This window comes from Mesorhizobium sp. M0968, assembly GCF_040319065.1.
Lineage (GTDB): Bacteria > Pseudomonadota > Alphaproteobacteria > Rhizobiales > Rhizobiaceae > Mesorhizobium.
The window spans coordinates 185,756-208,524 of sequence record NZ_JAMYNL010000007.1 but is presented as its reverse complement, the minus strand read 5'-3'; the positions used below and the strand labels follow the sequence as shown (position 1 = coordinate 208,524).

21 protein-coding genes are annotated in these 22,769 nt (G+C 64.1%); 8 read left to right on the top strand and 13 right to left on the bottom strand.

All coding sequences use genetic code 11. The annotated features are described in order from the left end of the window. Positions 1-134: 134 nt before the first annotated feature. Positions 135-2,330: a tetratricopeptide repeat protein gene (locus NKH67_RS15485; RefSeq protein ID WP_352501289.1), complete on the bottom strand. Its 2,196-nt coding sequence runs from the start codon at positions 2,328-2,330 to the stop codon at positions 135-137. A gap of 235 nt (positions 2,331-2,565) precedes the next feature. On the opposite strand from NKH67_RS15485, the gene NKH67_RS15480 reads away from it, so the two are divergent. Continuing rightward, on the top strand, positions 2,566-3,309 hold the full coding sequence (locus tag NKH67_RS15480) for a 2OG-Fe(II) oxygenase (protein WP_352501288.1): 744 nt from the start codon (positions 2,566-2,568) through the stop codon (positions 3,307-3,309). A gap of 30 nt (positions 3,310-3,339) precedes the next feature. Here the strand turns inward: NKH67_RS15480 and NKH67_RS15475 are convergent, their stop codons facing one another. Both NKH67_RS15475 and NKH67_RS15470 read right to left on the bottom strand, forming a co-directional pair. Further along, on the bottom strand, positions 3,340-4,695 hold the full coding sequence (locus tag NKH67_RS15475) for a sigma-54-dependent transcriptional regulator (RefSeq protein WP_352614398.1): 1,356 nt from the start codon (positions 4,693-4,695) through the stop codon (positions 3,340-3,342). Between the two features lie 6 nt (positions 4,696-4,701). Beyond that, positions 4,702-6,561 carry a sensor histidine kinase gene (locus tag NKH67_RS15470; RefSeq protein ID WP_352501286.1) on the bottom strand — a complete coding sequence of 620 codons (1,860 nt, stop codon included), beginning with the start codon at positions 6,559-6,561 and terminating at the stop codon, positions 4,702-4,704. A gap of 238 nt (positions 6,562-6,799) precedes the next feature. On the opposite strand from NKH67_RS15470, the gene NKH67_RS15465 reads away from it, so the two are divergent. From NKH67_RS15465 to NKH67_RS15455, 3 genes are all read left to right on the top strand, one after another. After that, the gene (locus tag NKH67_RS15465) at positions 6,800-8,131 is read left to right on the top strand and encodes a dicarboxylate/amino acid:cation symporter (RefSeq protein ID WP_031211944.1); all 1,332 of its coding nucleotides are present in this window, start codon (positions 6,800-6,802) and stop codon (positions 8,129-8,131) included. A 469-nt stretch (positions 8,132-8,600) separates the two neighbouring features. Beyond that, positions 8,601-9,668 carry a glycosyltransferase family 2 protein gene (locus NKH67_RS15460; protein ID WP_352501285.1) on the top strand — a complete coding sequence of 356 codons (1,068 nt, stop codon included), beginning with the start codon at positions 8,601-8,603 and terminating at the stop codon, positions 9,666-9,668. Between the two features lie 115 nt (positions 9,669-9,783). Further along, on the top strand, positions 9,784-10,092 hold the full coding sequence (locus tag NKH67_RS15455; protein ID WP_352451482.1) for a HigA family addiction module antitoxin: 309 nt from the start codon (positions 9,784-9,786) through the stop codon (positions 10,090-10,092). A gap of 43 nt (positions 10,093-10,135) precedes the next feature. Here the strand turns inward: NKH67_RS15455 and NKH67_RS15450 are convergent, their stop codons facing one another. The 6 genes from NKH67_RS15450 to NKH67_RS15425 form a co-directional block, all read right to left on the bottom strand. Further along, positions 10,136-10,423: a DUF982 domain-containing protein gene (locus NKH67_RS15450; RefSeq protein ID WP_352501284.1), complete on the bottom strand. Its 288-nt coding sequence runs from the start codon at positions 10,421-10,423 to the stop codon at positions 10,136-10,138. An 89-nt stretch (positions 10,424-10,512) separates the two neighbouring features. Continuing rightward, a complete protein-coding gene (locus tag NKH67_RS15445) occupies positions 10,513-11,319 on the bottom strand; it encodes an ABC transporter permease (protein ID WP_352473752.1) in 807 nt (268 codons plus the stop codon). A gap of 4 nt (positions 11,320-11,323) precedes the next feature. Continuing rightward, on the bottom strand, positions 11,324-12,157 hold the full coding sequence (locus tag NKH67_RS15440; RefSeq protein WP_352501283.1) for an ABC transporter permease: 834 nt from the start codon (positions 12,155-12,157) through the stop codon (positions 11,324-11,326). A gap of 17 nt (positions 12,158-12,174) precedes the next feature. Beyond that, entirely contained in the window at positions 12,175-13,290 is a 1,116-nt protein-coding gene (locus NKH67_RS15435; RefSeq protein WP_352501282.1) for an ABC transporter substrate-binding protein, read from the bottom strand. A gap of 67 nt (positions 13,291-13,357) precedes the next feature. After that, the gene (locus tag NKH67_RS15430; RefSeq protein ID WP_352614393.1) at positions 13,358-14,452 is read right to left on the bottom strand and encodes an ABC transporter ATP-binding protein; all 1,095 of its coding nucleotides are present in this window, start codon (positions 14,450-14,452) and stop codon (positions 13,358-13,360) included. 124 nt (positions 14,453-14,576) lie between these two features. Then, positions 14,577-15,464 (bottom strand): LysR substrate-binding domain-containing protein, encoded by an 888-nt coding sequence (locus tag NKH67_RS15425; RefSeq protein ID WP_023677271.1) that lies wholly within the window; start codon positions 15,462-15,464, stop codon positions 14,577-14,579. A 75-nt stretch (positions 15,465-15,539) separates the two neighbouring features. On the opposite strand from NKH67_RS15425, the gene NKH67_RS15420 reads away from it, so the two are divergent. Further along, a complete protein-coding gene (locus NKH67_RS15420; RefSeq protein ID WP_352501435.1) occupies positions 15,540-17,132 on the top strand; it encodes a zinc-binding metallopeptidase family protein in 1,593 nt (530 codons plus the stop codon). 33 nt (positions 17,133-17,165) lie between these two features. Beyond that, positions 17,166-18,098 (top strand): dimethylarginine dimethylaminohydrolase family protein, encoded by a 933-nt coding sequence (locus NKH67_RS15415; RefSeq protein ID WP_352501280.1) that lies wholly within the window; start codon positions 17,166-17,168, stop codon positions 18,096-18,098. An 80-nt stretch (positions 18,099-18,178) separates the two neighbouring features. On the opposite strand, the gene NKH67_RS15410 is transcribed toward NKH67_RS15415, so the two are convergent. Then, complete coding sequence (locus tag NKH67_RS15410; protein ID WP_352501279.1) at positions 18,179-19,186, bottom strand: ornithine cyclodeaminase family protein; 1,008 nt, start codon at positions 19,184-19,186, stop codon at positions 18,179-18,181. Between the two features lie 155 nt (positions 19,187-19,341). Here NKH67_RS15410 and NKH67_RS15405 point away from each other — a divergent pair, with 155 nt between their 5' ends. Continuing rightward, positions 19,342-19,803, top strand: a complete 462-nt coding sequence (locus NKH67_RS15405; protein ID WP_023677275.1) for an Lrp/AsnC family transcriptional regulator — start codon at positions 19,342-19,344, stop codon at positions 19,801-19,803. A 107-nt stretch (positions 19,804-19,910) separates the two neighbouring features. Here the strand turns inward: NKH67_RS15405 and NKH67_RS15400 are convergent, their stop codons facing one another. After that, the gene (locus NKH67_RS15400) at positions 19,911-20,294 is read right to left on the bottom strand and encodes a YybH family protein (RefSeq protein ID WP_352501278.1); all 384 of its coding nucleotides are present in this window, start codon (positions 20,292-20,294) and stop codon (positions 19,911-19,913) included. Between the two features lie 152 nt (positions 20,295-20,446). Continuing rightward, positions 20,447-21,196 carry an SDR family NAD(P)-dependent oxidoreductase gene (locus NKH67_RS15395; protein WP_352501277.1) on the bottom strand — a complete coding sequence of 250 codons (750 nt, stop codon included), beginning with the start codon at positions 21,194-21,196 and terminating at the stop codon, positions 20,447-20,449. Between the two features lie 97 nt (positions 21,197-21,293). Here NKH67_RS15395 and NKH67_RS15390 point away from each other — a divergent pair, with 97 nt between their 5' ends. After that, a complete protein-coding gene (locus NKH67_RS15390; RefSeq protein WP_352501276.1) occupies positions 21,294-22,187 on the top strand; it encodes a LysR family transcriptional regulator in 894 nt (297 codons plus the stop codon). Positions 22,188-22,272: 85 nt separating this feature from the next. On the opposite strand, the gene NKH67_RS15385 is transcribed toward NKH67_RS15390, so the two are convergent. Further along, positions 22,273-22,701: a VOC family protein gene (locus tag NKH67_RS15385; RefSeq protein ID WP_352501275.1), complete on the bottom strand. Its 429-nt coding sequence runs from the start codon at positions 22,699-22,701 to the stop codon at positions 22,273-22,275. Positions 22,702-22,769: the final 68 nt, after the last annotated feature.

The window sequence follows — 22,769 nt, the reverse complement described above, 5'->3', positions numbered from 1 at the left end:
TGAAAACCGGAATCGCGCTGGCGAAGGCTCCTGACATATGGACGCCGGCCGGCCTGGATCAGTCGGGCAGGGTGTGTCTCTATCGCCTTGTTCGCCAACGATCTTCTCGGCAAAAGAGACGGTCGTTTGCAGAGTTATGGCGGCACGCCCAGATCGTGCAGCGCACTCATGGCGGCTCGGTATTCGACGAAATCCCTGGGACAATCGCTAGCGGCGAGCCGGTAAAGCCGTAAGGCTTCCTCGCTATGCCCTTGGAGCCGGCTAAGCTCGGCCGTGTAGAAATTCGTTTCGCAGACTTGTCCGGTTCTCTGAGCCAGGCCCAGAGCACCGGCATCCGAAAGTGCTTCGGCGGACGTCTTTTCACCCAGCAGCATGCTGACCAGCGGTGCCGGCCACTTCGTCATGTCGAGCTTGCTTTTCGCCTCCTTCAAGTGGCTCGCCGCGCCGTTGCGCCGCGCCGCGATATCAAGCCAGATGGCAAAGTAGGCATTGTCGGGGGTGAGAGAGGCCGCCTGCTCGAAATCCGTCTGCGCCATCGCCGTCGCGCCGGAATAGAGATACAGGACGCCCCAGCCAGCATAGGTGGAGGCGTCTTTCGGATCGAGGTTGATTGCTTCGCCATAGTCGGCGATAGCGCGGCTGTATTGGTCCTTTGCCGTCCAGGCGACGCCTCGGTTTTGGTAGCTCTTGACAAGTCTCGGATCGAGGCTGATCGCGCGGTCGTAGTCGGCGATGGCGAGATCGTATTCGCCTTTCCTGCTCCAGGCGAAACCTCGGTCGTTGTAGGCGATCGCCTTTGTCGGGTCGAGAGTGATGGTCTGGCTGTAGTCGGCGATAGCACGATCGTCCCTGCCCTTTCGAAGCCAGGCGGTGCCCCGATTGTAGTAGGCGCTCGTCAGTTTTGGATCGAGACCGATGGCTCGGTTGGAGTCCTCAATGGCGTGATCGTCCTCCCCCTTCTTGTACCAGGCCTCGCCACGGTTGACGTAGATTTTCGGATTTGTCGGATCGAGCCTGATCGCCTGGGTGTAATCGGCAATGGCACTGTCCGCATCGCCCCTTGCAAGCGAGGCGATGCCTCTGTTGAAATAGGCATTGCCAAGGTTCGGATCGAAGGTGATCGCCTGGCTGTAATCGGCGATGGCACGATCGATGTCGCCCTTGTTTGCTCGGGCCAGACCCCGGTTTGAATAAGAGATGGCGTGTTTCGGATCGAGTCTGATCGCCTGGTCGTAGTCGGCGATGGCGCCGTCGAAATCGCCTTTCGCCGCCCATGCTATCCCCCGGTTGTTGTAGGCGTCGACATATTTCGGATCGAGCGCGATGGCCTGACCATAGTCGGCGATGCCGCCATCGGCGTCACCTGCGTCGGATCGGGCCGCGCCTCGCGCGTAGTATGCGACGGCGAGTTTTGGATCGATGCCAATCGCCTTGCCATAATCGGCTATGGCGCGGTCATGGTCCCCCCGGTTGGCCCAAGTGACGCCTCGGCTGTAATAGGCTGGTGCAAATGTCGGATCGAGGCTGATGGACGTGTCGAAGTCCGCCAGCGCCTGGTCATGGTCGCCCTTGTTCGACCAGGCGAGGCCTCTGTTGTAGTAGACGCTAGCATCCTTCGGATCGATCGCGACGACCTTATTGTAGTCGGTGATGGCATCGTCAAAATCGCCGCCCGTCAGCCGGGCGTTGCCGCGCCGGTAGTAGGCATGTGCGTTTTTCGGATCGAGGCTGATCACCTTGTCATAGTCGGCCAGCGCGCGCTCCGCATCGCCCTTGTTGGTCCAGGCATCGGCGCGGCCGTTCAGGGAACTGGCGTCGTTTGGGTTGAGCCTGATGGCCTGGTCGAAATCGGCTATCGCGCGGTCGTCGTCGCCCTTGCTTGACCAGATCAGCCCGCGATTGTGGTAGCTTTTGCCGTCTCCGGGACTGAGACTGATTGCCCTGTCATAGTCGGCCAAAGCCCGGTCGTTCTCGCCCTTGAAGGTCCAGGCGACGCCGCAGTTGTAGTAGGCGTCGCTATATTTAGGGTCCAGGCTGATCGCCTTGTCCAGATCGGCGATGCCCTTGTCGTAGTCGCCCTTGAAGACCCAGCTGATGCCCCGGTTATAGTAGCCGCTGGCGACGGTCGGTGCGATGCCGATGAACGCGCTGTAGTCGGCGATCGCGCGGTCATAGTCGCCTCGTTCCGTCAGGGCATTGCCGCGCTTGAAATAGGCAATACCGCGGTTTTCGAGGGGCTCTGTCGCATCCTCGATCATGCGCGTGCAGGCGGCGATCCGCACCGCCGGATCGACCTCATCGTCGCTGACGCAGTCGCTGCTGGCGGACAAGGCCGGGAGCGCCGAGACCAGCATGACGACGGGGCAAACGAGGAATTGCCGGACTGCCCCGTCCCTTTGTCGAACCCGTCCGATCAAATCGCCCCCCATCGCGGCAAGCCCCGCTGCATTGTATTCAACGAAATCCCCGAGACAATCGCTAACGAGTTCACCCGGCAAGAAACGGGTGGTCCGCGCGCGCCGTTTCACCCATCTCAATGACACAGAAGCCACAGGAGGCGAAACCATGACCATCCATTCGATAGGCGCGAAAGCGGCGGTGAAATCGGCGGAGGTGCGCGTTGCCGGATATGACTGGCGGACGCTGGCCGATGAGCTGAGCGGCTATGGTTGCGCGGTGATGGAAAAGCTGCTGACGCCGCAGGAGTGCCGGCATATCGCCGGACTTTATTCGGACGAGAGCCATTTCCGCAGCCATGTCCATATGGCGCGGCATGGCTTCGGCAAGGGCGAGTACCGCTATTTCCGCTATCCCTTGCCCGACTTGATCGGCGGCTTGCGCACCGCGCTCTATCCGCGCCTGGCCGCGGTCGCCAACGACTGGAACGAGCGCATGGGTATCGCCCAGCGCTATCCCGACGAACACGCCGCGTTCCTCAGGCAATGCCACGAGCAGGGCCAGACGCGGCCGACGCCGCTCCTGCTGCAATACGTTCCCGGCGACTTCAACTGCTTGCATCAGGATCTCTACGGCGATCTGGCCTTCCCGCTGCAGGTGGCGATCCTGTTGTCGGAACCAGGCAAGGATTTCACCGGCGGCGAGTTCGTGCTGACCGAGCAGCGTCCGCGCATGCAGAGCCGCGCCGAGGTGGTGCCGCTGCGCCGGGGCGACGCGGTCGCCTTCGCGGTCCACAATCGACCGGTCCAGGGCAGCAAGGGCAATTACCGGGTCAATCTCAGGCACGGCGTCAGCCGGCTTCGCTCCGGCATGCGCCACACTGTCGGTATCGTCTTCCACGACGCCAAGTAACCGGGCCGCCCGGTCAAGCCCTGGCGACGATTACCTCGAAAAATCGCTGCGCACGATACCGTGGCGCTGGAGCTTGTCGTAGAAGGTCTTGCGCGGAATCCCCAGCGCTTCGATCGTGCGCCTGACGTCGCCGTCGTTGCGGCCAAGCGTCTCGCGGATGATGTCGGCCTCGTAGCGCTCCAGCCGCTCCGGCAGCTTCATGGCGGCGTTCGATTGAGCCGGGGCAGGGGGTTGTGCTTCGGCGCCTTCCTCCAATCCAAGCACGAACCGCTCGGCGAAATGCGCCAGTTCGCGCACATTGCCCGGCCAGTCATGGTCGCTGAGATGGCGATGCACCGTCGCCGGCACTGCCGGCACCTGGCGGTGGAAGCGGGCGGCGGCGCGCTCGGCGAAGTAGAAGAACAGCAGGGCGACGTCGTCGCGGCGTTCGCGCAGCGGCGGGATCGAGATCGTCACCACGTTGAGCCGATAATAGAGATCCTCGCGGAAAGCGCCGCGCTGGCGCGGATCACCGAGATCGACCTTGGCGGCGGCGACGACGCGCAGATCGACCGGCCGCACCTCGTTGGTGCCGAGCGGGGTGACCTCGCGCATCTCCAGCACGCGCAGCATCTGCACCTGCGTCGAGACCGGCATGCTTTCGATCTCGTCGAGGAACAGCGTGCCGCCGCTGGCGTGCTCGATGCGGCCGATCCGTTTCTTCTGCGCGCCGGTGAAGGCGCCGGCCTCATGGCCGAACAATTCGCTCTCGATGACGGTCTCCGGAAGCGTGCCGCAATTCAGCGCGACGAAATTGCCCTTGGCGCGGCGGCTCCAGCGATGCAGAAGGCTTGCCACCACCTCCTTGCCGGAACCGGTCTCGCCGGTCACCAGCACGTCGACGTCGGTGTCGGCGATCTGGCGTAGCGTGCGGCGCAGCCTGTCCATCGCCGGCGTCTGGCCGATCAGCGGCAGGCCGTCCTGCGCCTCTCCGGCCGCCTCGCGCAAGGCCCGGTTCTCCATCACCAGGCGGCGCTTTTCCGCTGCGCGGCGCACGCTCTGTACCAGCCGGTCGGCGGCGAAGGGCTTGGTGATGAAGTCGTAGGCGCCGTCCTTGATCGCCTTGACGGCCATGGCGATGTCGCCGTGGCCGGTGACGAGGATGACGGGAATGTCGGCATCCAGCCGCAGGATGCGATTGAAAAGCTGCAAGCCGTCGATCTGAGGCATGCGGATATCCGACACCACGACACCGGTAAAGCCGGCGTCGAGCCCGGCCAGCGCCTCAGCGGCCACCGCAAAGGCGGAAACCGAGAAGCCGGCAAGCTCCAGCGTCTGCACGGTGGCCTTGAGGAGATCGCGGTCGTCGTCGATCAGGATCACCGGCGCGGCATTGTCGTTCGTCATGATGGCTTACGCTGCTGTCTGGAGATGAATGGTGAAGCGGGTGCCGCTGTCGTCGCTCGAAACTTCGATGCGGCCGCCATAATCGGCGACGATGTCCTTCGAGATGACGAGGCCAAGGCCAAGGCCTTTTTCCTTCGAGGTGTTGAACGGCGTGAACAGCGATTTGAGGATCGCGGGTGGAATGCCCGGTCCGTTATCGGACACGCCGACCGTCACGCCGTCCGCGGTCTCCTCGACCGACACCTGCACATGAGCGTCGTCGCGGCCGTCGAGTGCTTCGAGCGCGTTCTGGAAGAGGTTGATCAGCACCTGTTCGAGCCGCACCCGATTGCCCATGACCTTGAGGCTCGGCGGCGGCAGGTCGATGGCCAATGCGTCGAGCCGGCCGGCAAAGCGGCTTCTCAACAGCATGACGGCGCCTTCGATAACACCACGTAATTCGACAGGCTCGGCGGCGGTGCGGCCCTTGCGGGCAAATGCCTTCAACTCCTCGGTGATTGAGCCGATGCGTTCGGTAAGGGCTGCGATAGCGCCGAGGTTTTCCTCGGCCGGCCCGGTCTGCTTGCGGTCGAGGAAGGTGCGGGCATTGTCGGCATAGGCGCGTATGGTGGCGACCGGCTGGTTGATCTCATGGGCGACACCGGCCGCGACCTGGCCGAGGATGGCGAGGCGGTTGGCCTGGACCAGATCCTGCTGCACGATTTGGAGCTTGGCTTCCGTGCTGCGGTGGCCTGCTATCTCGGCCTGCAGCCGGTCGCGGGCGCGGCTCAAATCCTCGGTCCGTTCGACGACGCGGCGTTCGAGTTCGGTGCGGGCCGCCTGTTCGGCGGCAATCCGCATCTGCGCCGACTGCCGGCGCCACAACAGATACGCGGCAAGGCCGAGCAGCGGGACGACGACGCCGAGCGCAAGAAGCCGCATTTCGCGGACCGCGGCGGCGATCGACGCTTCAGCCGGGATCAGATAGTCGAGCCGCCAGGGGGTCGAAGGGATCGGTGTTGAAAGGCTGAGATACTCCGCGTCGCTGCCGCCGGGCGTTACTGCGTGGACGATCGACACATCCGGGCTGAGCGCCTGCGCGTGCATGATCGGCAACGGCACAAGCGGCGCGTCGCCGAACTGTTGGCTGTCGCGGATCGCGGCTTGCTTAGGTGCGGCCAGCGGTGCGGTTGTCATGAAACGCCAGGACGGCACGCTGGTGATCAGCACGACGCCATTCTCGTCGCTGACATAAGCCGGGCGGTTCGCCTCACGCCAGTCGGCTTCGAGCTGGTCGAACTCCATCTTGACGACGACGACGCCGAGCGGTGCGTCTGTGTCGCCGACGCGCCGCGAAATGTAGAGGCCGGGGCGCTTGCTGACATTGCCGAGCGCAAAATACTCGGCGGTTCCGGCCTGCATCGCGCCGGAGAAATAGTCGCGGAAACGGTAGTCATTGCCGACGAAGCTGATCGGCTCGCGCCAGTTGCTGGAGGCGACCGCCAGTCCATCGGTGCCGACGACATAGAGTACCGACGCCTTGGTGCCGGAGACCAGCCCCTCGAGCTTGCGGTTCAGCACATCGATTGCCGCGGCATTTTTCTGCGACAGCGCGTCACGCACTTGCTGGTCTGCGGACAAAAGCAGCGGCAGGGCGCGCGGGCTTTCGAGCACCGCGCGCAGCAGCGCGACCTTCAGATTGGCGTCGGTACGCCCCTGCGCCGCCAGGGTCCCGATCTCGGCGGTGCGGCCGTAAAGGCCGGCGCCGTAGAGCGCTGCCGTGACGATCAAAAGCGCGATGGCCGCAAACAGCAGCCAGGCTCGGCGCGCCCGCCTGGCGAGTTGCTCGGGCGTCGAAGACAAGGCACCGGCGGGGCGTTGCAGCATCGCCCATTTGTGCATGAATTCGCACAAAGCACAATTCGACCTATGCGGAGATTCGCACCTATCCATGCGTCCAGCACAGCGGACGTTTGCGAATGCTCAACAAAATCAATGATGAAAAGCTCTTCTGCGTATCTGGCACGGCTGTTGCAAAGACGAATTCAGCAGTCGCGAGGCTGCTGGTCTCAAAACAACTGCCCCGGGGAGTCGAGCTTTCGATCGGGGCGCCATGGAGGACGTTATGCAGACAGCAATCGCTGCCGCCGAGCCGCGCGGCAAACTTCCCTTATACCGGCATCTTTATGTGCAGGTGCTCGCGGCGATCGCCGCCGGCGTGCTGCTCGGCCATTTCTATCCCGAAACCGGCGAGGCGATGAAGCCGTTCGGCGACGCCTTCATCAAGCTGGTGAAGATGGTGATCGCGCCGGTGATCTTCCTGACCGTGGCGACCGGTATCGCCGGTGTTTCCGACCTGCAGAAGGTCGGCCGCGTCGCCGGCAAGGCGATGATCTATTTCCTGGTGTTCTCGACGCTGGCGCTGGTCGTCGGCCTGGTCGTCTCCAATGTCGTCCAGCCCGGCGCCGGCATGCACATCAATCCAGCGACGCTCGATACCGCCAAGGTGGCGGCCTATGCCGAGAAGGCGCACGACACTACTATCGTCGGCTTCCTGATGAACATCATCCCCGACACCATCACCGGCGCCTTCGCGCAGGGCGACATCCTGCAGGTGCTGTTCTTCTCGGTGCTGTTCGGTGTCGCCCTGGCGCTGGTCGGCGATCGCGGCCGTCCGGTCGTCGATTTCCTGCAGGCGCTGACCACGCCGATCTTCCGCCTCGTCGCCATCCTGATGAAGGCCGCACCGATCGGCGCGTTTGGCGCCATGGCCTTCACGATCGGCAAATACGGCATCGGCTCGATCGCCAACCTCGCCATGCTGATCGGCACGTTCTACCTGACCGCGCTGCTGTTCGTGCTGGTGGTGCTCGGCGCTGTCGCCCGCTACAACGGCTTCTCGATCCTGGCGCTGATCCGCTACATCAAGGAAGAGCTGCTGCTGGTGCTCGGCACCTCGTCCTCGGAAGCGGCATTGCCGGGCCTCATGGCCAAGATGGAGCGCGCCGGCTGCAACCGCTCGGTGGTCGGTCTGGTCATCCCGACCGGCTATTCCTTCAACCTCGACGGCACCAACATCTACATGACGCTGGCGGCGCTGTTCATCGCGCAGGCGACCGACACGCCACTCACCTACGGCGACCAGATCCTGCTGCTCGCCGTCGCCATGCTGAGCTCCAAGGGTGCTGCCGGCATCACCGGCGCGGGCTTCATCACGCTGGCGGCAACGCTTTCAGTCGTCCCCACCGTGCCGGTCGCCGGCATGGCGCTGATCCTTGGTGTCGACCGCTTCATGTCGGAATGCCGGGCGCTGACCAATTTCATCGGCAATGCGGTGGCGACAGTGGTGGTGGCACGCTGGGAGGGAGAACTTGACCAGACGAAGTTTGCCGCCGCCATGGCCGGCGACTTGCCGGAGGAAGTCGACCTGTCGCTGCCGGGTTTGCAGGCCGCCTGACCGTCCAGGCCACATGACCACAAGGCCCCGGAGGCGGTTCGCCGGCTTCGGGGCAGAAGCGGCGGCGGTCGCGGTATGCCGCCTGAACGCAACCTGAAGTGGCGCTATTTTCGACGCGGGGCTTGTTCCAGCCGCATTTGCAGGCCAGTATCCGCCATGCCTTCAGGGCACCCGTCCGCTTCGCTCCCGACCTGATCGCGAGGCGAGACATTTCCGTCGGGCTCGGTTGCGACCCACCTTGGCCGAACGTCGGAGCTTTTGCTGCCGCCGACCCTGACCATGGCAGCAGCCTCGAAGGCAATGGCGGCCTCAGTACGAAGTCGCAAAGCGAAACGTGACCCGTCTCCTCGTGGGAAGCGCAGGCTTTCTCCCAGGGAACTCGTTGCGCGCCAAGAGGGGCGCTTGAAGAGGGGGGCGGGCCCATGAGCGGGCCTTTGCCGAACCAAAGCAAGATGCGAGGTCAAACGCGATGCAGTCTGTCCAAAACAGGATTCCGGTATCCATCATCATCCCGAATTACAACTACGCGCGGTTCCTCAAACGCAGCATCGACAGCGCTCTCGAGCAGGACTACGCGGATGTCGAGGTCATCGTCGTCGACGATGCATCGCAGGACAATTCCACGACAATCATGGAATCTTATCGCGACGAGATCCTCGCATGCCCGCGAGCGCAAAATGGCGGACACGCGGCGGCATTCAACACCGGCTTCGCTGCGAGCTCGGGCAAGATCGTCCTGTTCCTCGACGCCGACGATTATCTCTATCCGACCGCCGTCTCCACCATTGTCGAAACCTGGGACGAGGCAACCGCCCAGGTCCAGTCCAGACTGCATATCGTCGACGAAGGACAGCGCATCAAGGATGTCTTTCCGCCGCCCGAATTGCCTTTCGACAGCGGCGACGTCATGCCGAAACTACTGCACAAGGGCCGCTATCAGACGACCGTGACCAGCGGGCTGGCCTTTGACCGCGCAACGCTCGAATCGATCATGCCGATACCGGAGCCGGAGTTCCGCCAGGGCGCCGACGGCTATCTGGCAACGCTGGCGCCGATGTACGGGCACGTCCAGTCCATCGACGAATGCCTCGGCGCCTACCGGATCCATGGCGCCAACCATTCAGTCTTCGGTGAAAAGCTCGCCGAGCGGGCACGCTGGCGGGTAACTCACGATTTCCGCCGCATGCAGGCGCTGTCGGACCAGGCCGCCGGGATCGGCCTGACCATCGTGCCGTCGGATGCTGTCCGCCACGATCCGGTCCACCTGGAAGAGCGGCTGGCGTCGCTCTGCGCGGACAGCGGCCGACATCCCGTGGCCGACGATTCCCGGCTGGCGCTCGGGGCGGCCGGCGCCGTCGCCAGCCTCGAAATGACCGCATCCCTGCGGCGGCGTGCAATCCTTGCCGCCTGGTTCCTGTCGGTCGGGGTGTTGCCGCGGAAAATGGCGACCGCGGTGCTGTCGTGGAAGCTTGATGCGTCGTCGAGGCCGGCATTTTTGAGCCGCCTGTCCAAGACCATCCGCCACGCCATGGGATAGTGGGTGGCGCTGTGCCACAACTCCGCCAGGTTTTCGGGAGGTCTGGCAACCCGGGTAGATTTCGAACAATATCATTATGGGTACGTGGCGCCCCAAGCGAAAGGACAACCAGCCCATGACCTCTTATGAGCCGATGCGTCCGATGGAGCGCTGCCCATCCCACCCTGGAGCGCTGCTTGACGACATTATCCCGGCAACCGGAAAGACCAAGGTGGAGATCGCCAATCTGCTCGGAATCTCGCGCCAGCAGCTTTATGACATCATCCGCGAAAAGAAGCCGGTGTCGCCGGCTGTCGCTGCCCGTCTTGGAAAGATGTTCGGCGACGGCGCCGCGATCTGGCTCAGGATGCAGGCCGCCTATGATGCGTGGCACGCGGAACGCGAGGTTGACGTCAGCGCCATTCCAAGGCTGCATGCTGCCTGAGATGCAATAGATCGGCCGAACCACCGAGGCTCTCACAAATCGATCACGGTCCCGCCTGCCTGGACCGGTCCTGAGGTTCGACGGCTCGCTCGACCAGGACATGCGCTTCCCGCGCGGCCTCGATGAACGCGTCCCTGGCGGCTTCGGTCCAGCGATCGTCGCTCATGGCGCGGCGGCATGTGCGCAGTGCCAAGCCGTGTTTGGCGCTGCCGGCGTCACGCCAGTGGGCTGTCAGCAACTCGACAGCCTGCCGTGCGTTGGAAATGTTGCGGATATCTCCCACGATGCCGACCGCAACCGCAACCGGCTTGGCAAACCATCCCTGGTTCATGGCAGAGCCCTCGACGTGTTGAACCATCTATAACGAAAATCGTAGCGCAAGGTTTCATTCGCGCCAGTCACCACGGCGTGAGGCGGCCCTCACTGCGCCTCGCGCAGCCTGACCACGACGCTGCGCGCCACAAGCACCAGCACGGTGATGACGATCAGGATCACCGAGAGTGCGGCGATCGCCGGGTCGATGTTGTCGCGCAGGCCCATCCACATCAAGCGCGGCAGCGTGATGGCGTTGACCGAGGTGATAAACAGGGTGACGCCGATCTCCTCCCAGGACAGCACGAAAGACAACAACGCCGCGGTGACGATGCCGAACTTGATGTTGGGCATGATGATGCGGGTGGCGCGCTCCCACACGGTGGCGCCGAGGCCGCGGGCGGCGAGGTCGATGCGGCGGTCGAGCTGGCTGAGCGACACCAGGATCAGCACCGTGGCGAAGGGCACCGTCATCACCGCATGCGCCATGACGACACCCAGCCAGGTGTCATAGCCGAAGAACGACGAGAACCCGGAGATCGAGGTCAGCAGGAAGTAGAGCGTGATTGCCGAGACCACCGGCGGCACCACCATCGGCAGCAGCACGAAACCGACCAATGCTGCCGTGAAGCGCGGCTGGAACATCCAGATGCCGAGGCTGAAGCAGAGCGCCAGCACGGTGGAAAAGGCGCTGCTGACGATGCCGATCCTGATCGAGAGCAGGATCGAATCGATCCAGCGCGGATCCTCGATCAGCGCCCGGTAATGGCGCAGCGACAATTCGCCCGACGGCATCGCCAGCATGCGGCTCGGCGTCAGCGATACCGGGATGACGGCGAGCAGCGGCAGCAGCAGGAACAGCGCGACGAGGGCGGCGAGGACCAGCGAGACGGGACCGGGGCGGTAGGTCGGCATCGCGCTACACCAGTTGCTTGGGTCTGATATAGCGGAACAGCAGCGCCATCAGCGCGCCGACAAACAGCACCAGCACGACACTGATTGCGGCGCCCAGGCCCCAGTCCGGGCTCTGGAAGATGCGAAGGTAGATCAGCTCGGCGATCATCACGCTACGGCCGCCGCCGAGGATCGCCGGCGTGACGAAGAAGCCGAGCGAAAAGACGAAGACGATCAGCGCCGAGCCGATGATGCCGGAGCTGGTCATCGGCACGAATACCGACCAAAAGGTGCGCATACGGCTGGAGCCGAGGCCGCGCGCCGCCAGCAGCACACGGTCGTCGAGGCTGCGCATCGATGAGGCCAGCGGAAACACGGCGAAGGGAATGAGGAAATGCGTCATGCCGACGATAACGCCGAACTCGTTGCGCACCAGCGCCAGCGGCTCTGAGATGAAGCCGACCGCCTGCAGCCAGGTGTTGATCAGGCCGCGATTGGACAAAAGCGCCACCCAGCCGAAGGCGCGCGTCAGCACCGAGATCCAGAACGGCACCAGGATGCAGAACTCGGCCACGACGCGCTGCACCGGCGTGCCGCGTACCCAGACAACGGTGATGCCGTAGGCGGCGACAACCGAAACGATCGTCACGATCGCGGCGATACGCAGCGTGCGGATGAAGACCGACTGCACCAACTGATCCGTGAGCAGCGCATTGTACTGCCCCAGCCCCGGCGTGGGCAGCGTAAAACTCCATTTGACCACGCCAAGGAATGGCCAGGCGTAGGCCAGCACAAGAAAGAGGAGCAGCGGCGCCATCAACAGCGCCGCGCCCATCCTGTCGGAGAGGTATGCTCTCATCCGGTTATCCCGGCTTGTCAGGCGGAGATGATCTTCGTGTATTCGTCGAGTGCCGCCCCGTAGTTCTTGGCGTACCAATCCATGTCGAGCGGAATCTGCTTCTTCATGTTCTCGGGATCGACCGGATTGATGCGCTTCTTGTCGGCGGGGATCAGCGCATCGGTGGCCGGATTGGCCGGACCCTGGCCGAGCTTGTCGAACATGATGAGTTCCTTCTCCGGGTCCTGGGTGCTGGCGATGAACTTCATGGCCGCGTCCTTGCCGCCGGGATTGCCCTTGAGCACGGCGAGCGCGCCGGGCGAGATCAGGCCCTGGTCCCAGATGAACTTGATCTTGCCGCCGGAATCCTGCTCGATGAGGGAAGCCCGGGTCGACCAGACGATCGCCATCGAGGCTTCGCCATTGAGCAGCACGCTCTGGCTTTCGGCGCCGCCACCCCAATAGGCGACGACGTTTTCCTTGAAGGCGGCGATCTTGTCATGCGCGCGCTTGAGGTCGAGCGGGTAGAGCGAGGCCGGCGCGATTCCGTCGGCGAGCAGTGCCGCTTCCCAGCTCGACACGCCCCATTTGTAGAGCGAGCGCTTGCCGGGGAATTTTGCCACGTCGAAGAAGTCGGCCATGCCGGTCGGTGCCTGGCTGCCGTATTTCTCGGCATCGTAGGCGATGACGTAGGAGAAGAAATAGGTCGAGGCAGCGTACTCCCAGCCGAATCCCGGCCGCATCTTCTTCTTGTCGACGACCGCATAGTCGATCGGCTCGAGCATGCCTTGGGCGCCGAGAGTGATGGCCGAGAACGGATCGACGTCGACCAGATCCCAGGTCGGCGCGCCACTCTTGAACTGCGCCGCGATCGCGCCTTCGGTCGGGCCAGAGCCGTCCATCTTAACGACAATGCCGGTCTCCTTGGTGAAGGCCTGGCCGTAAGCCGCATCGTAGGCGGTGATGGCGTCGCCGCCCCAGTTGACCAGCACCAGTTCCTTAGCCGCGGCAAAGGCGCCGGTCGAGCGCAGCAGCATTGGCGTGCCGGCCAGCACCAGTGCGGCCAGCTGCGTGAACTGCCGGCGCGAGATCTCGCCGCGCACTGCCCTGGCGGATAGCGCCTCGATGGAATTTTTCTTGGTTTGGTTTGTCATGTCAGTTCCCCTTTTTTGTCGTTGGTATTTCCTGAATGTCAGCTTGGCGAATTCGCCACGCCGATCGTCATTGCTCTCTATCCGGAAGGAGGAAGCCTTTCTCCGCCGGCCAGGTCAGCCAGACGGAATTGCCCTTGCTGAGCGCGGAGGCGGCGACCTCGTTCGGCACCGAGACCGTCACCTTGGCGCCTTGGCGCGTCGTCAGATCGAGCCGCGTTGCAGCGCCGAGATAGGTCGAGGCGACGGCAGTCGCGGCAATGCCGTTCTCGCCTGTCGCGGCTTCGCGGGCGATCGACATGTATTCGGGCCGGATCGCCAGGATGGCGTCGCCTCGGACCTTCTCGGCCTTGCAGCGCATGCTGATCACGCGGTCTTCGCAGAGGCCCGTCGAGCCATTGTTGGCCGGGCGTACGCCCTTCAGCGGCAGCATGTTGATCTCGCCCAGGAACTCGGCGACGAAGCGGTTGTCCGGCCGGTCGTAGACCTCGTCCGGCGCGCCGACCTGCAGCAATTTGCCGTGGTTGAAGATGGCGACGCGAGATGACAACGCCAGCGCCTCGCTCTGGTCATGGGTGACGAAGACGAAGGTGGTGCCGGTCTCCTGGTGCAACCGCTTCATCTCGGCCTGCATCTGGCCGCGCAGGCCCTTGTCGAGTGCTGAAAACGGCTCATCGAGCAAAAGTACGCCCGGCTCGAACACCAGCGCCCGCGCCAGCGCCACGCGTTGCTGCTGGCCGCCGGACAATTGCGACGGCAGTTTCTTTTCGTGGCCTCTCAGCCCGACGCGCTCGATCATTTCGCCGACGCGGCGTTTGATCTCGGCCGCCGGTTTCTTGCGCACCTTGAGCGGAAAGGCGATGTTGGCCTCGACGTTCATATGCGGGAACAGCGCATAGCCCTGGAACACCATGCCGGCGGCACGCTGCTCGGCCGGCCGCTCGGTGATGTCGACGCCGTCGCTGTAAAGGCGACCGTCGGTCGGCTGAATGAAGCCGGCAAGGATCATCAGGAAGGTGGTCTTGCCGGAACCGGAGGGGCCGAGCAGGGTGAGGAACTCGCCACGGCCGATATCGAGCGTCAGATCGTCCAGCGCACGGAACGAGCCGAAGCTCTTGCCGATCCCGATTGCCTTGATCTCTGCGGCCCGGCCGGGTTGCTGCATCCTGCCCTTTCCTTAGCGTAGCCGAAATCGTAGGCAGGGCGGCGGCTCACCGCAACCGAATAGTTTTCGCCTGATCGGCAAATTTGATTCATCTATGCGCCAATCTCCCCCTCGAGGGGGGAGATTAACGCTGGTTCTCCGACAGCTTCGACCGCAGCCACCGCCCAAACGCCTCCAGCACCGGATGCGCCGCCTTGGCGTGCTCGGAAACCAGAAAATACGAGCGCGGTGAATTGATCGCTATGTCGAAGGGGCGGACCAGCCGGCCTTCGCTCAGTGCCCGGCCGCTGGTCAGCTCGTCGCCCATGGCGATGCCCTGGCCGGCGATTGCCGCCGAAAAGACCAGGTTCATGTCGGAAAAGAAGATGCCGCCTTCCGGGTCGGGGTTCTCGACCTTGGACAGCGCCAGCCAGCGCGCCCAGTCCTCGGTATCGCCGAGATGCAGGAGATTGGCGCGCAGCACGTCTGCCGGCTTGGAGAAGCCGCCGATCTTGTTGAGCAGCGTCGGGCTGCACAGCGGCGTAAAGGAGATCCCGCACAACAGCTCGACCGCGCGGTTCGGCCAATTGCCGACGCCGAAGGCGATGAAGGCATCGGCCTCGGCATTGCTCACGTCGTCGAGACGCCGCGGCGTCAGGATGCGCAGCGCGACATCGGGGTACATCTGCCGGAACTCGCCGATATGGGTGCACAGGAACAGCGAGGCGAAACCCGGCGTACAACTGACGCTGAACGAGCCGCCGATGCCGGTGCCGGCATGGCGCGTCACAGCGTCGCCCAGCACCGTCAGCGCCTTGCGCACGTCGCTGGCATAGCGCTGGCCCCGCGGCGTCAGCGCCACGCCCTTGCCGATGCGCTCGAGCAGGTCGAAGCCGAGATCGCGTTCGAGCAGGCGAAGCTGATGGCTGACTGCGCTGCGGGTCAGATGCAGTTCGTCGGCGGCGCGCCAGACGCTGCCGTGGCGGGCAAAACTGTCGAGGGCGCGCAGCGCCTGCGTCGAGGGAATTCTCAAGAGGTGAACCGAATTTGCATGAGCCGGGAAAACATATCACTTTTTGGCGGGGCGCTTCACTGCTTTCTTTCCACCATGGAGAAACCGGTGACCTCCGCGCAAGCGACCGCACTTGCCTGTCTGGACGACATCCAGCCGTCGCTGTCGGCGTGGACGCGGACAATCTTCGACTTCGGCGAGACCGCCTGGCGCGAATACCAGTCGGCCGCCTGGTATGTCGAGCATCTGAAGCACGAAGGCTTTTCCGTCGAGGAAGGTTCTGGCGGCATGCCGACCGCCTTCTGCGCCCACTGGACCAACGGCGCGGGGCCGACCATCGGCCTGTATGCCGAGTATGATGCAGTGCCCGGCAATTGCCAGGATGCTGCGACGGTGAAGCGACCGCGCCCGGGCCTCGGCGAACAGGCTGGCGGCCACACCGATCCGCATTCCGGCCTCGGCATTGCCAGCCTCGGCGGGCTGCTGGCGACCAAGGCGGCGATGCAGCGCCACGGCATATCAGGCACGCTGCGCTTCACCGGCGAGCCGGCGGAGAAGGTGCGCGGGTCGAAGCCGATCCATGCCGCGAAGGGCTATTACGATGGGCTAGCGGGCATGGTCTCCTTCCATCCTTTTTATATGCTGCCGCTCTGCAATACCGCGCGCTGGGATACGCATTGCGGTGCGGCCTATGCGATGATCTACCGCTTTGTGTGCGACGAGCCGGAACATTGGGCGAGGGCGGCAGGCGGCGCAGCACCCATCCCGCAGGCGCATTCGGCAGTCAGGGCGCCCGGCGCCAACGACGCGCTGATGATGATGTATATGGCGTCCAAGGCGCTGCGCGATTCCATGCTGCCGCACCAGGGTGGCTGGTCGATCAGCGAGGCGATCCTGACGGCGGGCCAGGCGACCGCCGACAATCTGCCGGCCGGGCTGGCCGAGATCCAGTACATGATCCGCGTGCCGACGCTGGCGATGGCCGAGCAGGTCACCGCCTTGCTCGACCGCAATGCGGAAGCCGCAGCCAGGATGAGCGGCTGCCGCCATGAGCGGCACTGGGTGTCGAAGTCGCGGCCGGGGCTTGCCAACCACGCAATGGCCGGCATTGCCTTCGACGCGCTGGCGGCGGTCGGGCCGCCGTGCTGGGACAAGACCGCCAAGGCGATCGCCCGCGAAATCCAGGTCAATGCCGGCGGCGAAGCGACCGAGGAACCATTCATCGACGAACTGGACCGGCTGATTGCACCACAGGCGGCCGAGGCGCTCCTGCGCCGCGACCTGCCGCCATCGCAGCTGAATTCGACCTCCGACGATTACACCGACATGTCGTGGCAGACGCCGACGGCGCGGTTCTACGTCGCCCGGCCGGCGCTGCGATCCGAGAACGGCCACGCGTTTCCGTCCTGGGCGATGAATGCGCTGGGCGGCATTTCTGCCACCATCGACCCAATGGTCATCTGCGCCGCAAAGACGGTCGCGCTGGCAGCACTTCGCCTGTTGGAAGACGATGCCGCGCGCAACGCGGCGATGGATGAATTCGTCGCCCGCACCGGCGGCGGCATCGGCGGCTCGAACTGGATCGCGCCGCTCTGCGACTACGATCCGCCCATCGGATTTCGCTGGCCGGAATACATCACCACCCCGCGCGGACGGGATTGGTGGATACCAGGCAACCAAGCCGCATGATCAACCAAGCCGCCCTTCACGAGGAGAAACCCCATGACCGTCCATGACCGCATCGTCGCCGAGGCGTTTTCGCTGCAGCACCGCAACCCGGCCGGCGGAACCAAGCCGCTGACCGCCTGGGGCTTCGCCAACGAGACCGATGTGCTGACCGACGTGCTGCTCGGCTCGCCGAATTTCCTGCGCCATCTCTCGACCAGCTCGCTGTCGCGCAAGCATCTGCGGGAGGCGCCGTGCAACGTCCAGATCGCGCAGGCGCAGCACAAGGACCTGGTCGCCGCCTATGAGCATTTCGGCGTCAACATCCACTGGCACGAGCCGACGCCGGAGCTGCCGATGCAGGTCTATTCGCGCGATTCCAGCGTCATGACGCCGTACGGCGCCATCATCACCGCCATGGCCCAGTGGTGGCGGCGCGGCGAGAACTACGCGGCGATCCGCACCTATGAGAAGCTCGGCATCCCGATCTACGACATGGTCACCGCGGGCACGTTCGAGGGCGGCGACTTCAACGTCATCGAGGACGGCGTCGTGCTGATCGGCTGCGGTGGCGCCCGCACGCAGGAGGAGGGCGCGCGCCAGGTCCAGGCTTGGCTCGACAAGGAGGGCTGGGAGACCCGCATCGCCTTCATCGACGAGTATTACGTCCATATCGACCTGATGGTGGTGCCGATCGCTGAAAAACTGACCGCCGTCTGCCTTGCCTGTACGGAGCCCGGCATCGTCGACTGGCTGAAGGGCAAGGGCCACGAGATCATCGACGTGCCGTTCCAGGACACGATGGCGCTCGGCTGCAACTTCATGTCGCTGGGCAAGGACAGGGTAATCGCCCCGACCTCGAGCCAGACGCTGATCGGCCAGCTCAAGGCGCGCGGCTTCGAGGTGGCGGCCATCGACATGAGCGAGATCTCCAAGACCGGCGGCGGCATCCACTGCATGGCGCAGGCGCTGAAGCGCGAGCCGGCCTGAGGGGCCGGCCTTTAGCCCGGCCGCTTGCGCGAAAGCGCCATTGTCAGCACTGTCGATCCCGCATTGCTCGCGGTACGCGCCTACAGCACGGTGAGCTTTCCCTTGCGCAGACGCCGGGCGCAACGATAGGCGAGGTCGGCGGCGACCATGTCTTCCATCGCAATGCCCATCGCCTTGTAGGTGGTGATCTGTTGATCCGAAACGCGGCCCGGCGCGCGGTCGAGCAGCATGGCGCCAAGCTCGGTGCCGAAATCCGGGTCGAAGCCGGCAAGCTCGCAAGATCCGACCGGGGTCGGTTTGAATGCATCCTTGGTTTCGACAAAAAGACTGGATCTGCCGATGAGCTCGATCGGCATTTCACCGCCGGGCGGCGCCACCCCGACCGAGGAGACATGCGTGCCCGGCTGGACCCAGCCTGCGTCGATCACCGGCTGGTAGGAGTGGGTCGCCAGGCACACCACGTCGGAACTGCGCACTGCCGTCTCGAGATCGGCGACCGCCACCACCGACGGATGCAGCCGGGCAAGCGCTGCCGCATCGTCGAAGCTCTTCGAAGCGACACGGATTTCGGCAAAGTCGCGCACCAAGGGCAACAGATGCAGGTGCTGGTTGGCCTGCACGCCGGCGCCGACCACGGTCGCTATCCTGGCGTCCCTGCGGGCAAGCGTGCGCACCGACAGCACGGCGGAGCCGGAGGTCCGCACCGCGGTTATGAAGGTGCCGTCCATGATACAGACCGGCAGGCCGGACAGCGGATCAAACAGGGTGATGGTGGCGAGGTGGCTGGGCAGGTTCTTGGCCAGGTTGCCTTCGAAGACGTTGACGATCTTGACGGTCAGGTTCATGCCCTCCATCCAGGCCGGCATGGCGAGGCTGTAGCCGGCCTCGGGGATGTCGAGCTGTGGTCGGGGTGGATTGACGACCTTGCCTTGTGACAGCGCCTTGAAGCCGTCTTCCAGAACATCGAGAAGCTGACTGAGGTCGATGCATTCCATCACGTCGGTTTCGCTCAGCACCAGGATCTCGGTCGCTCCCTTGCTGATTTCTGCCGCACTCTTGCCGGCTGGGCTGAACGCTTGCTTGGTCATCCTGCACTCCTGTGTTCGAAATCGGCTCACCACGTTTGCTTTCAGCGGTGAGGGAAGCGCAGGCTATTGCGAGGTTTTATGTTGTGAAATACGTTGATTTTGGTGTCTCTGCGTGAAATCAACACGCAAATCCCTTAGATAGCGTGGATTGTGAAATGAGCGACCTCGACCAGATAGACCGCAGCCTGCTCCGGCTGCTCCAGGAAGACGGACGCCGGACGACGCTTGATCTTGCCGGGCGTGTCGGGCTGTCTCCGACCGGAACCAGCCAGCGGGTTAAGCGCCTGTTCCGCGACGGGTTCATCACCGCGGTCAGGGCCATGCTCGATCCGCGCAAGGTCGGCCGGGGAACGCTGGTGTTCATCGAGGTCCGGCTTGACCACACGGCGCCTCATGTCTTTGACCGCTTCGCCGAAGCCGTGGCGAAAGCTCCGGAGGTTCTGGAGTGCCATATGGTGGTTGGCGGTTTCGATTATCTGGTCAAGGCGCGGATCGCCGATATGGCGGTGTTCCAGGATTTCCTGCAGCGGGTCATCCTGCCGCTGCCCGGCGTGCGCGAAACGCACACGTTCGCCTCCATCGCCGATGTCAAGCCGAACGCCCTTTTGCCGGTGTGATCGGGTAGAGGAGGGGAACGCTGTTCAGGGCGACCTGCATCGCATCTTCGCCATCTAATCGCTCCCCCCTGGCGCGCCTTCAGGTGCAGCGATGCCGGAGACCGGCTCTAGCCTTGCTGGGTCAGCAGGTTTGCGTCGCGTGCGAGCCGCCACTCACCATCCGCCTCCTTGCGCAGGAGCGTCAGCGCATATCCCGATCGATGGACCGGCTCGCCATTCGGCGGGGTCGCGGTCATATTGATGCGGCTGCGGATGAAGGCCCAAGTGCCGAGAAGCTGTAGTTCCACGATATCGCTCGTGCCGTCGATATGAACGCCGGCCGTCTCCCGCGCGGCTGCCGCGAAGATCTCCTTGTCGAAGGGTTCCCGGCCGGGAACCATGAAGATCGCGTCGTCCGTCATTAAGCTGAGGACGGTCGCGATGTCTCCACGCTTGCTCGCATCCATCCACGTCTCGACCAGCTTTCGGATTGCTTTTTCGTCGCCCGTCATCCGTTACCTCCCTGGCATCTCGCCGTCATCGATGGCGCACGGCGCTCCTTCCTCGCTGCTACATAGGGCTTAGATCGCTCTCGTCATCGATTGCAGTGCGTCGCGCCGCGGGTAGCACGGTCAGCGAGCCGGCAGGTTCGCGCCCTCCATGCCTATCGCCAGCCACCGGAGGCGGTGATGCGCTCGCCGGTCAGCCAGGACGCTTCGTCGGAGGCGAGGAACACCGCGACGCGGGCGACGTCGTCGGGCAGGCCGAAGCGACCGAGCGGCGTCATGGCTATAATCTGCTTCTCGAATTCGCTGCCGACGATGCCGATGCGCGCGAGGCCCTCGGTATCGATGCCGCCGGGCGCGATGGCGTTGACGCGGATGTTGCGTGCGCCGAGTTCCCGCGACATCGACAGCGTGATCGTGTCCACCGCACCTTTGGTCGCGGCGTAGACGAGCGAGTTCGGCTGCGGATTGCGGCTGGCGACCGAGCTTATGTTGATGATGCTGCCGCCGCCCGCGCCAAAATGCTTCACTGCTGCTTGCGTGGTCAGAATGATGCCCAACACATTGATGTCGAACTCGCGGTGAAACTCGGCCTCGGTCACCGCTTCCAGCGGCTCGAATGCGAAGACTCCGGCATTGTTGACCAGTATGTCGAGCCCGCCAAACTCCAATTTCGCCGCCTCGAACAGGCGGCGCACATCAGCCGCTTGCGACACGTCGCCCTGGACGGCGATGGCGCGGCCGCCACGGTCCTCGATCTCGGCGACAACGCGGTTAGCGCCTTCCCGTGACGAGGCGTAGTTGACGACCACTGCGGCGCCGGCCGTGGCAAGACTCTTGGCGATGGCGGCGCCGATACCGTTGGAGGCGCCGGTGACGATGGCGACCTTGCCGTTCAGCTTGCTCATCAAATCTCTCCTTTGTTGACGATGAGCGGTATTTAATCATGATCGAAACGCGTATTATGGTGCCCGCAATCCGTTCTTTCGTGCCTGGAATTCCGGAATGACCACCATCCTCGAAAAGACCGCCGGTCTCGTCGCCTTCGTCCGCACGGTCGATGCCGGCTCGTTTCATGCCGCCAGCCGGCTGGTCGGCTCCAGCCCGTCGGCAGTGTCGAAAAGCGTGGCGCGGCTCGAGCGTCGGCTCGGCGTCAGGCTGATCCAGCGCTCGACGCGCCGGCTCGGGCTGACCAGCGAAGGCATCGCCTATTACGAGCGCGTGGCGCCGCTGCTCAGGGCGCTGGACGATGCCGAAGACATCGTTCAGATGGCCGATACGGCGCGCGGCCTGCTGCGCGTTACAGCGCCGGTCGAGCTTGGGCGTGGCCTGATCGCGGCATGGGCGCAAGCGTTCCTTGCGCAGCACGGCGCAGTCAAACTGGAGCTCAGCGTCACCGACCGTCACGCCGATCTGATCCGCGAAGGCTATGACGTTGCGGTGCGCATGGGGCCGCTCTCAGACACCGGGCTCGTCGCGCGCAAGATCGCCAATCTGCCGATCATGCTGGTGGCCTCACCGGCCTATGTCGAGCGGCGCGGCCGTCCGGCATCGGTCGAGGATTTACGGGACCATGAATTCGTCCGCCACCAGATGGCTGGCCGGCCTTATCCGGTCACATTTGCCGACGGTACGATGATCGTGCCGGATGGGCGGCTCGATACCGATGACGGCGGCGCCATCCGCAATGCCGCACTTGCCGGCACCGGCATCGCGCATCTGATGCGGTTTGCCGTGCAGAACGATCTCGACGCGGGTCGCCTGGTCCGCATCCTGCCCGAGGTGGCGATGCCAACCATGCCGGTGCACATCGTCCATGCGTACGGGCGACAGCTGCCGGTCCGGGCGCGGCTGTTCGTCGATTTCCTTGCAGGCCAAATGGCTGCGCTGACGCGATAGGGCAGACGCATGGTCTATGACGCAAACACCCAGCTTTTGGCAGAGACCAACCGTGCCGGCCGGTGCGAACCACCCTTACCCGAAGCTAGAACGTGATCTTCACTGAATCGGCGCTGCGGTTGGCCGCGCCGTGGTGGACGGCCTCGATGTTGTTGCCGTCGGGGTCGAGCAGGAAGGCGGCGTAATAGCCGGGATGGTAGGATCGTTCGCCGGGCGCGCCATTGTCGGTGCCGCCGCCGTCGAGGCCGGCCCTGTAGAATGCGTCGACCATGGCGCGGTCATTTGCCTGGAAGGCCAGGTGATGGCGGCCGGTCAGCTTTCCCAGGGCCGCCGGGCTGTCGGGGCTGGAAATGAACAGCTCATCGGCCCAGAAATAATCATTGCCGGCGCCACCGATCGGTATGCCGAGCACGTTGAGAACCGCCTCGTAGAAACGACGGCTGGCCTTGAGATCCCTGACCACCAGCTGGAGGTGGTCGATGAGACGCCCGCGATGAAGTTCCTGATTTGCCATGCTTGACAGCTCCTGATCGCCGGTTGGAAATCTAGCTTCGAATGGTGCGCGGTCAATCCAGAAAGCCG